The organism is Fusibacter sp. QWL-12 (assembly GCF_058683495.1).
This window is the reverse complement of the sequence record NZ_CM178745.1, coordinates 2,106,845-2,120,591: the sequence shown is the minus strand read 5'-3', so window position 1 is coordinate 2,120,591 and position 13,747 is coordinate 2,106,845. Positions and strand designations below refer to the sequence as shown.

The following is a 13,747-nucleotide window of genomic DNA, read 5'->3' as shown; positions in this document are numbered from 1 at the left end:
CGGCTTCTTATCTCATATATACGACAGATGCGATTAGATTAAACAGGGATTTATTTTTAATCATAATTTACTGATTGTCCTTAAGAGATTTAAAATACATTACTCTCTCGCCGAGGATGAGGTAAATTATACCCATTCCCAAAAGCACGATGACGGGTAGATAGGAGAATGTATTGCCACCAGCAAGTGTTTCAATCGCTTCAAGTGCCCATTTGTGAGGTGTGAAATTTGCTAAAGTGAGCAGTACCTTTGATGAGATAATTTCAAGTGGCCACATACAACCACCAAGCATGCCCATGCCAGTAAGGATAATGGGTGATACAGCACCTAATTGAGCCATGGTTTTAACGATACTGACGACAAATAAGCTTAGTGTGGTCATAACGAAAATATATAAGATACCAACGCCGATTACCCCTAGTAAATTTTGACCCCAGTCGATGTGGAATAAGAATTTTCCAATCAGCACCATAAAGCAAATCTGTAAAACACCAACAATCATCGAACTGACGAGATTTGAGAAAAGAATGCCCCTACGACTAATAGGTGCAATCATCATGCGATCCAGAGTGTGCAATCTCTTATCCTCAAGAAAATCCCCCACTGTAAACATAAGTGAATAAGTGACAAAGAACAACGTCATACCAATCATATAGTGACGACTAACATTTGAAGTCAAAGCGTTATCAGAAGCGACCAGATAGGATTCTATGCTAACAGGTCGTTTGTGATCCCATTGGTCACTAAAGGTATTTTTCACCTCAAGGTAAAGGTCATCTTGATTAAACACAATTTTTTCATTGACTAGAATGCTGGATAATTGCGCATCCAATGTCTTTATATTTTCCAATAAGCTGAGCTCGTCTTCCAGGAGTCTTGAAAGCTGGAAACCTTCGACCGTGTCTCTCAGCTGAATCACGTTCACACCTTGGTCTAAGCTTTTATCAAAGACCACTGCCGCTATTACATTACGTCCCATTACTTCATCAAGAGCAGCTTCATAATCCATTAGCTTTACATTAAAGGCATGATTCTTTTGAAGATCGCTGATGATGTTCGAGGTTTCAACCGTTTGAAGTTCGTCCACTACAACGATGGTCGGACTGTAGCTACCGCCCATAGTACCACCAAAGACTGCTGAAAGAATCAAACTCATCGCTGCCATGATGACATACAATATGAGATTGTCTTTCATTAATCTTATTTTCAATTTAATGAGTGCCTTCATAAGTGAATACCTCCTTTCTTTTGATCATCAACACAGTAAGGATGCTAAAGAAGACTGAAATGCCTATTAAGGAAAGATAATACAATCCTAACTTGCTCCAACCTGCATCCTGATACGTATTGAGAAAGAGATCGATGACGATTCCGTTTAATGCAAAGTATTTCAATGTCATAAAAATCTTAGGCAATACATCGAGTGGAATATAACTACCGCCAAATAAAGCAAAAAGATGAATGAGCAGATTTTCAAAAATGTTCGCAACGCGATAATTTTCAGAAGTTAGTGTCAACGCACTAACAAATACACCCACACCACTAACTGCCACTGCTGAAAAGAAAATGCCAACTAGTATTTTAATTGGATTCAGCCAGTCTACACCAAGCGCAAACTTAGCGAATAGAATTAATAGACTCATTTGGATCACACAAAGGGTAATGGTCATTAAGAATTTTCCAGCTAACACCTTAATATAACTAACACCTGCTACGCTGGCACGGTCTAAAGTGAGCAGTCTTTTTTCTCTTAAGAGCTCCCGCCCCATATAGCCAGCACTGTATAGGATAAACATCCCCATCATTGCGATGGAATAATAGGTAGGACTATCAATTAATCTTTTTCCAGGTACGATGGTTCGCGTTACTTTTTCAGAGTATGAAGCAGACTCGCTTGACATAACCAGTGACAGTGATGCCATTAATGTCGCTTGATCTAAATAAGCTGAACCAACACTTAAATAGGTATTCTTATTCACGATTTGTTTATTCAAGGTTTCAAAATAACTAGTGACGATGCTCTCGACGATGTCTCCTGAATAGCTATAATCAGTATGTCTAATGATTTGGATCGTCATTTCATTTCGATTCGGCATCGTGTAGTTTATCAATTGATCCATGATAAAGCCCTTAGGCAATACGACGATTGCTTTAACTGACTTTTCGTCCAATGCCTTAAGCGCCTCTTCCTCCGACATGACTTTGGTTGATAGCATTGCTTTTACTTCGGTATTACCTAAGAATGTATTGAAGAACAGACCTTCAAAGTCGAGATCCTTATTTAGGGATGCTTTAAGCGATGCCAATCCCTCTCCCATATAGGGCGATACCATCTCTAAATAAGCATTACTTTCTGCTTCTTTATCGTAAGACTTGACGATTGCCACCTCTATCGGCGACATAACACCTGGTTCACCAAAATTACCGGAAAGTGCAAAGCTTAAGATTGTGGTAAGTACTATAGGCATCAGGATAAAGATAAACAAACCCTTTTTATCTGACATTAGTACTGCCATATCCTTCTTATATAATTTAATTAGCATCTTTTCACCTCTAATCTCTCAAGCCTCTGCCTGTTAATTTCAAAAAGACTTGCTCTAAATTTGGTCTGGTTATATCGAATGAAGTTAAATCGTAATTCATTTCCATAACACTTTTTATAACTTCCTTGTGAGTGTTACCACCGCCATTAACCAGCACAACCAACTCATCATCAGATATCAAATCCACTGCCATCGCGTGATTTAATTTTCTAAGTGGATCGAGTCTTTCTTTTATAGCTGAGTCGAACTTCATGCGAATCGCTGTATGGATGCCTGCCTGATCTATTAAGGCTTCTTGAGTGCCATTGGCAATCATTTTACCGTGATCCATGATCCAAACATCTTGACAAATCGCCTCGACCTCTTCCATATAATGGCTAGTATAGATGACTGTAATGCCCTGATCACCTAAACTTTTTACCGTTTCAAGAATATGGTTTCTCGACTGTGGATCGATACCAACCGTAGGCTCATCCATAATGATCAGCTTTGGCTCATGTAAAAGTGCCACACCAATATTGATTCGACGCTTCATACCACCTGAATATTCAAAAACACGGTCCTTGAGTCTCTCATCGATTCCGATAACCTTTGAAACTTCTTCCACTCTCTTTTTAAGCGTTACACCAGAAAGTCCATAAAGCCCGCCAAAGTACTTTAAATTTTCGTATCCTGATAGTGAATCATAAAGTGCAATTTCCTGTGGCACATATCCAAGATGTGGTTTAATCCATTTAGGACTTTTAACGATGTCATTGCCTTCAAAAAACAGTCTGCCTGAGGTTGGCTTAAATAAAGTTGATATCATAGAAATGGTAGTGGATTTGCCTGCTCCATTCGGTCCTAAAAGACCCACAATTTTGCCCTTCTCTATCGTTAAATCAATGGCATCAACTGCGGTGAAATCCCCAAATTTCTTCGTTAATTTTTCAGCTACTATCATCATGTTCTTTCCTCCTCTATTCGTTTCCCATAGGTGGCATTAACGCATCAATTGGAACTGCATTTTCCCTTTTTATTACGCTAAAATCCATACTTTGGTTTTTTTCAATGTCAAAATAACTGGTATGAATCCTTATTGTCTGTGATTCAAATACATTGGTCATCTGTGAGGTTGAATGGTACTCAATCTCAATATAAATCGTTTGGTCTACTAGGTAGCCATCCATATCCATGAAAGCCACCTCCTCGTATTTACTAATATCAACTGTATCAAACAAAGCGCTGATTAACTGACTCAATTCTTCATCTGACAGATCTACGTTACCGAACTGTTCTTTGATCACTTCATTTAGTAGAGAAACATTATCTTGAAGCACCACCTTCAGCTTTGCTTTAAAGGTCTCTAGCTGCCCTGTCGTTGGCCTTACAGTAAACTTAGTCGCCTTTATGTCACCAGCTTCGTTTTGAATGATGGTTTTCTCGCCAATAAAAATATTTTCTTTTTGCATCATCTGTGTCCATTCAGTTCCAATGGTAATTAATGCTTTTCCAAATGCATCGTACTGATCTGAATTTTCACCTTCTGGTAGTCTGAACAAGCGACTGTCAAAAGGCAATTTGATATACATTTCTTCCTTAGAAGGTTGATAAAGCGTTACATCATTTCCCAGTCCACCGAGGTTATAATTGAGTTCAGTTATAGAGGATTGTACTTCCCTATCAAAATGGGTTACACCGTTTAGAACGATTGTTTTAAGCCAAGTACCCATTTGTTCTAATGCCTCATCCTCACTATTATTAACCATTTCACTCATCTGATTGTCCATACTAAAGTCAAAAGACACAGCACCTTTTTTTATCTGATCCGTTCTGTCACTTGCTTCTATATAATCTTTATAATCAGTGCCATACTGGCACCCCGTAAAAGCAATACTCACAATTACAAGCAGTACAATTCCTATTTTCCTATTATTACGCATAAAGGCTACCTCACTTTCTAATGCTATTCTATATCGTATCGATAAAAGAGACCTCTGACTTATAGCTAATTCGTCCATGACTTTTGTCATGGTTTTGTGTGCTAACTAAAATAACCCCTTTTTATGAAACAACTTTTTTCAGTTATTTCGTAAAAAAGGGTTATGAAAATGACTTTAACCATTCTATTTGTTCTTCAGGATGTAAATCGCTAGCTGTGTTCGATCTCTTAGGTTAAGCTTTTCTAAAATATTGGTAAGGTGATTTTTTACAGTCCCTTCTGAGACGAACAGCTGGTCTGCAATCTCACGATTGCTTAAGCCATCAGAAATAAGAACTGCAATCTCTGATTCTCTTGCTGTGAGTACTTCTAAAAAAGAGAAATTAGGTGTTTGGCTGCGATCCAATTGCTTAACCAGCTTTGAAGCAACATGAGGTGCCATAATGGTACCACCGGTCATCGCATTTCTTATCGCTTCTAAAATCTGTTCAGGGGATGCATCTTTAAGCAAATAACCACTTGCACCAAACTTCATCGATAGGTAAATTTCATCGTCCTCCATAAAGGTCGTGAGTATAATGACCTTTGTGCTTGGAAACCTAGATTTGATTTGCTTTGTCGCTTCTACACCGTCCATAACTGGCATTCGAATGTCCATCAATATCACGTCGGGCGTGTTTTGATCTGCTAAAAATAATGCTTCTTCACCATTATTAGCCGTCCAAATGACTGTCATATCACTTGCAGTGCTAACAATCATGCTGATTCCTTTAACAAGCAAAACCTGGTCGTCTACGATCGCTATTTTAATCACGATTTACCTCACTCTCTTTACCTACTTTTACTGGTAATTTGATCGTCGTTCTAAATCCATTTTCATCACAGTCAAATGTAACCGTTCCACCAAATCTTTTAACGCGCTCTTTAATAAAGTTAAGTCCATTCCCAAGTACAATTGGGAGTTGACCGCCACCATCGTCCTGAATCTTAATCAGGACAGCACCTTCATCCAATTCTTGAATGGAAACCCATACATTTTTAGATTGGCTATGCTTAGCGGTATTGGTTAATGATTCTACGATACAGCGCTGTGCAACCTGTAAAACTTGTTCTTCAATCGATGCACTTTTGAGATGAAAACTCAATTTTGCTTGAATTTTAGTGTGCGTCGAAAAACTTTCTAATTTTTGACTCAAGCTTTCATAAAAATTATCTTGTAAAATGACATCTTTATTTTTTTCAACCATTGCCCTCAGTGCTCTTAAGATCTCTCTTGAATGATCAATCGTCTCTTGTAGTTCTGATCTAATAGCAGTTGACTCAGGAGATAATTTTATCATCTCAAGCGACATAATATGCCCCGTCAGCTCATGACCTATCGTATCATGCAGGTCTCTTGCTAACTGTGAACGCTCTTTGATGCGCGTCAACTGCTCGACGGTTTCCCTTGCGGATTCCAAAGATGCATTGGATACCTCTAGTTTTAGGTTGGTCTGTGCCATTAAATCAATTTGATGATTCAGCTTTTCATTGAGCTCATCAACTCTGATTTTTTCACTTTTGTAAAGCTTATAAATAAAGAGCATCGTAATAAACAGACCAATTAGAAACAAAATGATAAACGCTTCCATAATGCTTTGATAATTGATATGGAAGGTAAGACTGTAATAAAAACTCAAACCAGCAGCAATGATGCTAATAAATGAAAAGCCTGCACCAAAATATAAATCATGATAACCAACCGCTTCAATGATAATCCAAAGATAAAATAAAATGTATAGATAATTCACATCAAATCTCGAGTTGAAATTGAGACCCAAAACCACGAGTACATCTATTAAAAGTGTCCATTTAAACTTTTGATGAGAACTGCCTCGTAAAAACGAGAGCATCACAAAAGAACCGCCCAAGGCAAGCAAAAGTGCCATTCTGCCCTGAGCGGCGTTTTCATATCCAAATGAAATTAATAAAGCGATAATGACAGTGATTGCCTTTATGCTATTCTGCTTCATAATTCCCCTCTTTTATGGTTACTTCTTAATACGTGTTCACATCTGCCGAATTAACTGAAATCAGTACATATGCCACCACAAAAACGGCGATAACTGCCAAAATAGCCAATGCAATTTTAAGTGCACTTTTTGGATAAGTGCCCTTTACTGTACCATTTTGTCCATTGACCATAAAGTGATAGGTCGTTCCTTTATAAAGATAGCTAGAGATCCAAAGTGGTAATAGGATGTGTTTATACATGACATCATCGTAATGCGTAGCCACATTGAGCATACGCACTTCATCGCCACCAATTCGATGTGTGATTTCACTTTCAAGTTGGTTATCAATAACACTTCTGCCAATTCCCCAGCCTTCTTCGAGCGCTATGCTATATCGCTCAGCGAAGAATCCCGCTAAATAATCGGGTTTATAGGTGATGAGTTCATGAAGGTCAAATGAATCCACTTGAGACAATATTTGGTTATCCACTTTCTTAGAAGCCGTAACGAGTACGTCGTCAAAGAATCGTTCATAGTTGCCACTTACGTTGGTCCATCTCGTATGTCTCTCCTGATAGGTTTCCGTCTTACCATTAACCACTCTAGTCTTGGTCACATAATAGTAATCTCCTCTTTGAGCGGTGTATCGGTTAAAGGTTTGCGTATCAAAAGTCCAATGTGGCACGTACGTACCAAGAATTTTATCGTTTTTATAAGCGGTTTTCAAATCGTTAGGTGCAAACCATCTTTTATTAATCCAGGTTTTAAAAGCTTCACCTGCTTTTTTATCCGTTACTTTAAACGGTATAACATAGCCTGGTGCAATGGTTTTCTCTGCGGTTATCACACTGACGTGAGATGAGCCACAATAATTGCAAAACTGTGCTTTGGTATGTGGATCAAAAACAATTTGAGCGCCACAATTTTTACATTGAATCAATGCAATATCATCGTCATTCCATTCCCGAACGCCATCCTTTAGCGCTGCTTCAAATGGGTTTTCAATGACGGTTTCTTTTAGCATTTCAATTTCCTTAACCGAATCACAGTAGCCGCATTTTAAAGCTCCCGTCTCAGGGTCAAATGCCATTTGGCCACCACAGGTAGGGCAAGAGCTTACTTTCGTTTTTTCATTTAAATTCACATCACTCATGGCATTATCCCTTCAAATTATTGCCACAGTTTGGACAGAATTTTAAGTCACCTTCATAGGGCTCTCCACATTTACCGCAAGTACTTTCCATGGTTTGTATACCGCCACACTCTGGGCAGAACTTTGGATTACCCTTGATCTCTGCTTGGCAATGAATGCATTTTTTAACTTGATCTGCACCGCACTCTGGACAGAACTTTGCGCCTTCTGGAACAGGATGATTACAGTTTAGGCAAGGTTTTGTTATTTGATTTTGTGGCTGAACTTGTGGCTGTGAAGGGCTAGCTGTACCCTGTCCGCCTGACATACCATTCATCATATCACTCATCGCTTTGCCGATGCCCATGCCTGCGCCCATACCTGCACCCATGCTCGCCATACCACCGCCTTCATTTTGTGCGGCATCGCGTATCGCCTCTGCGGTTTGAAACTGCATGTATTTGTTTAGATCGCCAAGTGCACCCATTTGTGAACGCTTGTCGATGGCTTGTTCGACTGATTCTGGCAGAGAAATATTTTCTATCGCAAAGTCAGATATTGTGAGTCCATAAACTGCAAATCGTTCATCGATTCTCGCTTGCGTCAACCTGCCTATTTCATCGTATTGCATCGCAAGGTCTATCGCTGGGATCTTAGCTTCTGCTATAGCATCAGATACAGTAGATACAATTAAGCTCTTTAAATGTTCATTAATTTGATCAACTGTAAAAAATTTATTTGAGCCAAAGACTTCTTTTAAAAATGCAACTGGCTCATTTACTTTAAAAGAATAAACGCCGAATCCTCTTAATCTCAAGATCCCAAAATCTTGATCTCGCATCATTATCGGATTGGCAGTTCCCCATTTTTGATTAACAAACTGTTTTGTATTTATGAAATATACATCTGTCTTAAAGTGGTTTTCAAATAGATACTTCCAGTTTGAAAGACTAGTTAAAATTGGCATAGTGTCAGTATGTAGCGTATATTTACCAGGTTGATAAACATCAGCGATCTGACCTTGATAAACAAAAATCGCCACTTGTGATGGTCGTACGATTAATTGCGCGTTTTCTTTAATTTGTTGTTTATCCGTCATTGGAAACTTATAGACCATCGTATCCTGACTGTCATCTTCCCAATGTACAACTTCTAAAAATTCACCTTTAATAAAATTCAAAAGACCCATTTCTGCCTCCCATTTCTACAATTAATATTACACTACAATTAGCTTTTTTATACCATTTTAAGACCAAATTCAAACTGCCGAGATTATAATTATTTTAACATATAAATGATTAAATAAGACGGTTAAACACATTAAAAAAAGATTATAAAGAAATTATTCTCAATTATAAACAATTTATAAAAGCTATTGAATGGGACATCTTAATCCAATATACTTTGATTGACTTTTGAAGTCGATTAATCGTATGATTTGAACTTATAAAAAGAGAAGGTATATGGAGGAAGACTATGAGTTTTGAAAAAGTAAAATCAATTTTAGTTGAAGAATTGGATTTAGATGCAGATGAAGTATCATTAGAAAGCAAAATTAAAGAAGATCTTGGCGCTGACTCACTTGATATGGTTGATTTAATCATGTCTATCGAAGATGAGTTTGATATCAAAGTTGCTGAGAGCGATGCTGCTTCTATTAAGACAGTTGGCGACATCGTAACTTATATTGAAAACTATAACGCTTAATCAATTTGAATAACATCCACTTCACTTGAAAATCCATTGCGAAAGCTTTGGATTTTCTTTCATAAGGGGAAAAATAAACTTTTTATAAAATTTGGAGGTTTTTATGAGAGCAAATGACTTAAGTAATTTGCTTGGCACTAAGTACCCGCTGATACAAGGTGGTATGGCTTGGATCTCAGATGCAGATTTAGCTGCAGCAGTTTCAAACGCAGGTGGCTTAGGTGTTATTGCAGGTGGCAACGCACCGCGTCAAGTCGTTGAAGAACAAGTTGATAAAATTAGAACCTTAACCGATCGTCCTTATGCACTTAATGTCATGTTACTTAGTCCATTTGCTGACGACATCATCGATCTTGCTATAGATAAAAAAGTACCAATCGTCATCACCGGTGCTGGAAGCCCAGGTAAATACGTTGAAAGACTTAAAGAAGCTGGGATTAAAATCATTCCCGTAGTACCTTCGGTAGCACTTGCAAGACGTATGGAGAGCTTGGGGGTTGACGCACTCATCGCCGAGGGTACTGAAGCTGGTGGTCATATCGGTGAACTCACGACGATGGCACTTGTACCTCAAGTGGTCGATGCAGTTAAGATTCCTGTAGTTGCTGCAGGTGGTATAGCAGATGGCCGTGGCGCAGCAGCAGCTTTTATGCTTGGTGCTGAAGGGATACAAGTTGGTACGCGTTTCTTAGTTGCTCATGAATGTAACGTTCACGAGAACTACAAAGAAATGGTACTTGATGCAAAAGATACGTCAGCAGTGGTATCGGGCAGACCAACAGGTCACCCAGTTAGAATACTTAAAAATAAACTTTACAGACAATACTGTGAACTCGAAAAAAATAACGCATCGGCTGATGAGCTTGAAGCCCTAGGTGCAGGCGCTCTTAAAAAGGCTGCTGTAGATGGCGACGTTACTTACGGTTCAGTTATGGCAGGACAAGTTGCAGGTTTAATTACGAAAAGACAAAGTGCACAGGAAATCGTTGAAGAATTACTTGGCGATTGCCAAGCGGTCATGACGCGTGTTTACGACCATATAAAATAGGAGGCATTTATGAAAATCGGGTATCTGTTTGCCGGACAAGGCGCTCAAAAACAAGGTATGGGTAAGGATTTTTACGAAACTTTCGAAGCTTCAAAAGTCGTTTTCGACGAAGCGAACTTAGCATTAGGTTATGATTTAAAAGACCTGATCTTTAATGGCACTCAAGAAGCACTCAATGAAACTGAGGTAACACAGCCTGCAATTCTAACCACTTCAGTAGCAATGCTTAAGGCCTTTGAATCTCTAATAGATTTATCACCATCCGCATGCGCTGGTCTTTCACTTGGCGAATACAGTGCACATGTCAGCGCTGGCTCTATTGCTTTTGCAGATGCAGTTAAACTCGTTAGAAAAAGAGGCGCGTTCATGCAAGATGCAGTACCACTTGGCATCGGCGGTATGACGGCTCTTATGGGATTAACACCTGAGCAAGCTGATAAAGTCGCTGAAAAAGCATCTGAGCATGGCATAGTAGAAGTTTGTAACTATAATGCACCTAACCAAATCGTTATTGGTGGAGAGTTAACTGCTCTTGAAATGGCACATGAATATGCAAAAGCAGAAGGTGCAAGACGCATCTTCCCACTACCAGTCAGTGCGCCATTCCATACTTCTATGCTTCTACCGGCTGAAAAAAACTTAGCGGTTGAGCTTGAAAAAATTTCTTTTAATGAAATGCGCACACCTGTTATTACCAATGTAGATGGTAGAATCGTCTCAAGTACAGATGACATTCCTGTTTACTTGGCAAAACAAATGACGAGTTCAGTAAGATGGATTGAATGTATCGAGGCAATGAAACAATTAGGAATCGATACTCTAGTAGAGTTTGGTCCTGGAAATGCGCTTTCAGGCTTTGTTTCAAAAATTGATAAGTCATTAAAAGTTATCTCAATTTATGATATAGAAACACTGCATACTGCAGTAGATACACTTAAAGAATTGACAATAGAAAAAGCCATTTAGGAGGCATCATGAAAGTAGCTATCGTAACAGGTGCCGGTAGAGGTATCGGAAGATGTATCGCAGAGGCACTTGCTAAAGCAAACTACAGTTTGGTTCTAAATTACAGAAAAAATGAAGATGAGCTTAAAGCATTCGTCGATGAAATTGGTGCAGATTCACTTCTTGTCAAAGGTGATGTTAGTTCATTTGAAGACGCAGAGCATCTCGCAAAAGCTGCCTTTGATCATTTTGGTAGGATTGATTTACTCGTCAACAACGCTGGTATCACGAAAGACACCCTTCTTGTTAGAATGTCTGAGGAAGACTTTGACGCAGTTAACAATACCAACCTAAAAGGAACGTTTAACTGCACAAAGCACGTTGCTAAAATTATGTTCAAACAACGCTTCGGTTCAATCGTCAATATTTCTTCAGTAGTTGGTATCTCTGGTAATATCGGTCAAGCAAACTATGCGGCTTCAAAAGCAGGCGTTATCGGTTTCACAAAAGCAGTTGCTAGAGAACTAGCACCTAGGGGTGTTCGTGTCAATGCTGTTGCACCAGGATTCATCGCAACCCACATGACAGATGTGATTGATGAAACTGTAAAACAAGCTACTTTATCGAATATTCCAATGGGTAAATTTGGAGAAGCTGAGGACGTAGCTAATCTCGTCGTCTTCTTAGCATCGGAGCAAGCAAAATACATCACAGGCCAAGTCGTTCAAGTTGACGGCGGAATGGCTATGTAATTTAGGAGGAAACATGAAACATAGAGTAGTTGTAACAGGCATCGGTATCGTTTCACCAATCGGTCAAGGCGTTGAAAATTTTTGGAATGGCATAAAAGCAGGTAAATGTGGTATCAGCCACATTGAATCGTTTGATACAACTGATTTTAAAGTCAAAGTTGCAGGCGAAATCAAAGATTACGACCCAACTTTAACCATTAATAAAAAAGATGCAAAGCGTATGGATCGCTTTACACACTTTGCAATCACCGCATCTAAAATGGCTCTTGAAGATTCTGGACTTACAATCACTGATGACAATGCACAAAATGTTGGCGTCTACCTTGGCAATGGCATCGGTGGGTTAATTACAATAGAAGAAACTGCTGAGAAAATGATGACAAAAGGCGTGGATAGAATTTCACCTTTCTTTATCCCACAATCAATTGCAAACCTTGCTGCTGGTAATGTTTCTATCGAACTTGGCATCAAAGGTTCATGTCTCACTTACAACACAGCTTGTGCATCTAGTGCAAGTGCAATTGGTGAAGCTTTAAAAGAACTCAGATACGGTACACACGATGTGATCTTAGCAGGTGGTACAGAAGCATCTATCTCAAAACTCGGTATCGGTGGTTTCCAAGCGATGACTGCACTTTGTGAAGCGACAGACCCAATGCGCGCATCGATTCCTTTCGACAAAGACAGAAGTGGCTTTGTTATGGCAGAAGGTTCTGCGATGCTCGTCCTCGAAAGACTTGATCATGCAAAAGCTCGTGGTGCAAAAATCTATGCTGAGCTAGTTGGATACGGTACAACAAGTGATTCACATCATATCACGACACCGGCTCCAGGTGGCGAGGGTGGTGCAAGAGCGATGAAAATGGCGTTAAAGGACGCTGATATTGCTCCAGAAAAAGTAGATTATATCAATGCACACGGAACAAGCACACCTTACAACGATATCTTCGAAACAGCAGCGATCAAAACTGCTTTTGGCGATTATGCTTATAAAGTACCTGTGTCATCAACTAAATCTATGACTGGTCACCTCCTCGGCGCAGCTGGTGGTATTGAATCTGCTGTTTGTGCACTTTCAATCCAAAATAGTTACGTTCCTGCTACAATCAATTTCAACGAGGCTGATCCACTTTGTGACCTTGACTACGTACCAAACACTGGTAGAAACCAAGAAGTTGAATATGCGCTTACAAATTCTCTCGGCTTTGGTGGTCACAATGCATCACTTATATTTGCGAAATACAGAGGTTAATTATGCTATTAAATAGTAATCAAATACAAGAAATCATACCACACCGCTATCCCTTTATGCTTGTAGATCAAATTCTCGAGTTAGAAGAAGGGGTAAAGGCGACTGGTATTAAAAACGTAACTGCAAATGAACCGTTTTTCCAAGGTCATTTTCCTTCTGAACACGTTATGCCGGGGGTTCTTATAGTAGAAGCACTTGCTCAAGTAGGTGCAATTGCAATACTTAAAAAGCCTGAAAACCAAGGTAAAATCGCTTATTTTGCCTCTATTAACAACTGTAAATTCAGAAGAAAAGTCATTCCAGGCGATACGCTTACACTCACCATCGAAATTATTAAGTCACGCTCTAATTTCGGTGTTGGAAAGGCAGTTGCTTATGTGGGCGATACAGTTGCATGTGAAGCAGAACTTTCCTTTATGATTGGATAGAAAATCCTCCATTAAGTCTATGTGT

General features: G+C 39.2%; 14 protein-coding genes. 6 read left to right on the top strand and 8 right to left on the bottom strand.

Annotated elements, in window-relative coordinates; genetic code table 11:
• Positions 1-67 precede the first annotated feature (67 nt).
• The 8 genes from AC4PID_RS10270 to AC4PID_RS10235 all read right to left on the bottom strand — a co-directional run bounded on the left by AC4PID_RS10270 (position 68) and on the right by AC4PID_RS10235 (position 8,779).
• Positions 68-1,228, bottom strand: coding sequence for an ABC transporter permease (locus tag AC4PID_RS10270; protein WP_492131918.1), 1,161 nt, complete (start codon positions 1,226-1,228; stop codon positions 68-70).
• Positions 1,212-2,543 (bottom strand): ABC transporter permease, encoded by a 1,332-nt coding sequence (locus tag AC4PID_RS10265; protein WP_492131917.1) that lies wholly within the window; start codon positions 2,541-2,543, stop codon positions 1,212-1,214. The genes AC4PID_RS10270 and AC4PID_RS10265 overlap by 17 nt, the downstream gene beginning before the upstream one ends.
• Positions 2,544-2,553: 10 nt before the next feature.
• On the bottom strand, positions 2,554-3,489 hold the full coding sequence (locus AC4PID_RS10260) for an ABC transporter ATP-binding protein (RefSeq protein WP_492131916.1): 936 nt from the start codon (positions 3,487-3,489) through the stop codon (positions 2,554-2,556).
• Positions 3,490-3,502: 13 nt separating this feature from the next.
• On the bottom strand, positions 3,503-4,465 hold the full coding sequence (locus AC4PID_RS10255) for a hypothetical protein (protein ID WP_492131915.1): 963 nt from the start codon (positions 4,463-4,465) through the stop codon (positions 3,503-3,505).
• A 183-nt stretch (positions 4,466-4,648) separates the two neighbouring features.
• Positions 4,649-5,278: a response regulator gene (locus tag AC4PID_RS10250; protein ID WP_492131914.1), complete on the bottom strand. Its 630-nt coding sequence runs from the start codon at positions 5,276-5,278 to the stop codon at positions 4,649-4,651.
• The gene (locus AC4PID_RS10245) at positions 5,271-6,476 is read right to left on the bottom strand and encodes a histidine kinase (protein WP_492131913.1); all 1,206 of its coding nucleotides are present in this window, start codon (positions 6,474-6,476) and stop codon (positions 5,271-5,273) included. The genes AC4PID_RS10250 and AC4PID_RS10245 overlap by 8 nt, the downstream gene beginning before the upstream one ends.
• 25 nt (positions 6,477-6,501) lie before the next feature.
• Positions 6,502-7,611: a TFIIB-type zinc ribbon-containing protein gene (locus AC4PID_RS10240; protein WP_492131912.1), complete on the bottom strand. Its 1,110-nt coding sequence runs from the start codon at positions 7,609-7,611 to the stop codon at positions 6,502-6,504.
• A gap of 4 nt (positions 7,612-7,615) precedes the next feature.
• The gene (locus tag AC4PID_RS10235; RefSeq protein WP_492131911.1) at positions 7,616-8,779 is read right to left on the bottom strand and encodes an SPFH domain-containing protein; all 1,164 of its coding nucleotides are present in this window, start codon (positions 8,777-8,779) and stop codon (positions 7,616-7,618) included.
• A 287-nt stretch (positions 8,780-9,066) separates the two neighbouring features.
• Here AC4PID_RS10235 and acpP point away from each other — a divergent pair, with 287 nt between their 5' ends.
• The 6 genes from acpP (at position 9,067) to fabZ (ending at position 13,722) form a co-directional block, all read left to right on the top strand.
• The gene (gene acpP, locus AC4PID_RS10230) at positions 9,067-9,297 is read left to right on the top strand and encodes an acyl carrier protein (RefSeq protein WP_492131910.1); all 231 of its coding nucleotides are present in this window, start codon (positions 9,067-9,069) and stop codon (positions 9,295-9,297) included.
• Between the two features lie 103 nt (positions 9,298-9,400).
• Positions 9,401-10,345 carry an enoyl-[acyl-carrier-protein] reductase FabK gene (gene fabK, locus AC4PID_RS10225; RefSeq protein WP_492131909.1) on the top strand — a complete coding sequence of 315 codons (945 nt, stop codon included), beginning with the start codon at positions 9,401-9,403 and terminating at the stop codon, positions 10,343-10,345.
• 9 nt (positions 10,346-10,354) lie between these two features.
• Positions 10,355-11,311 (top strand): ACP S-malonyltransferase, encoded by a 957-nt coding sequence (gene fabD / locus AC4PID_RS10220; protein ID WP_492131908.1) that lies wholly within the window; start codon positions 10,355-10,357, stop codon positions 11,309-11,311.
• Between the two features lie 8 nt (positions 11,312-11,319).
• A complete protein-coding gene (gene fabG, locus AC4PID_RS10215; protein ID WP_492131907.1) occupies positions 11,320-12,042 on the top strand; it encodes a 3-oxoacyl-[acyl-carrier-protein] reductase in 723 nt (240 codons plus the stop codon).
• 13 nt (positions 12,043-12,055) lie between these two features.
• Positions 12,056-13,294, top strand: coding sequence for a beta-ketoacyl-ACP synthase II (gene fabF, locus AC4PID_RS10210; RefSeq protein ID WP_492131906.1), 1,239 nt, complete (start codon positions 12,056-12,058; stop codon positions 13,292-13,294).
• Between the two features lie 2 nt (positions 13,295-13,296).
• Positions 13,297-13,722, top strand: a complete 426-nt coding sequence (gene fabZ, locus AC4PID_RS10205; protein WP_492131905.1) for a 3-hydroxyacyl-ACP dehydratase FabZ — start codon at positions 13,297-13,299, stop codon at positions 13,720-13,722.
• Positions 13,723-13,747 lie beyond the last annotated feature (25 nt).

Excerpts from the sequence above, each read along its gene's own strand:
- AC4PID_RS10270 (WP_492131918.1), bottom strand. The coding sequence starts at position 1,228 with ATGAAGGCACTCATTAAATTGAAAATAAGATTAATGAAAGACAATCTC.
- AC4PID_RS10265 (WP_492131917.1), bottom strand. The coding sequence starts at position 2,543 with ATGCTAATTAAATTATATAAGAAGGATATGGCAGTACTAATGTCAGAT.
- AC4PID_RS10260 (WP_492131916.1), bottom strand. The coding sequence starts at position 3,489 with ATGATGATAGTAGCTGAAAAATTAACGAAGAAATTTGGGGATTTCACC.
- AC4PID_RS10255 (WP_492131915.1), bottom strand. The coding sequence starts at position 4,465 with ATGCGTAATAATAGGAAAATAGGAATTGTACTGCTTGTAATTGTGAGT.
- AC4PID_RS10245 (WP_492131913.1), bottom strand. The coding sequence starts at position 6,476 with ATGAAGCAGAATAGCATAAAGGCAATCACTGTCATTATCGCTTTATTA.
- AC4PID_RS10240 (WP_492131912.1), bottom strand. The coding sequence starts at position 7,611 with ATGAGTGATGTGAATTTAAATGAAAAAACGAAAGTAAGCTCTTGCCCT.
- AC4PID_RS10235 (WP_492131911.1), bottom strand. The coding sequence starts at position 8,779 with ATGGGTCTTTTGAATTTTATTAAAGGTGAATTTTTAGAAGTTGTACAT.
- acpP (WP_492131910.1), top strand. The coding sequence starts at position 9,067 with ATGAGTTTTGAAAAAGTAAAATCAATTTTAGTTGAAGAATTGGATTTA.
- fabK (WP_492131909.1), top strand. The coding sequence starts at position 9,401 with ATGAGAGCAAATGACTTAAGTAATTTGCTTGGCACTAAGTACCCGCTG.
- fabD (WP_492131908.1), top strand. The coding sequence starts at position 10,355 with ATGAAAATCGGGTATCTGTTTGCCGGACAAGGCGCTCAAAAACAAGGT.
- fabG (WP_492131907.1), top strand. The coding sequence starts at position 11,320 with ATGAAAGTAGCTATCGTAACAGGTGCCGGTAGAGGTATCGGAAGATGT.
- fabF (WP_492131906.1), top strand. The coding sequence starts at position 12,056 with ATGAAACATAGAGTAGTTGTAACAGGCATCGGTATCGTTTCACCAATC.
- fabZ (WP_492131905.1), top strand. The coding sequence starts at position 13,297 with ATGCTATTAAATAGTAATCAAATACAAGAAATCATACCACACCGCTAT.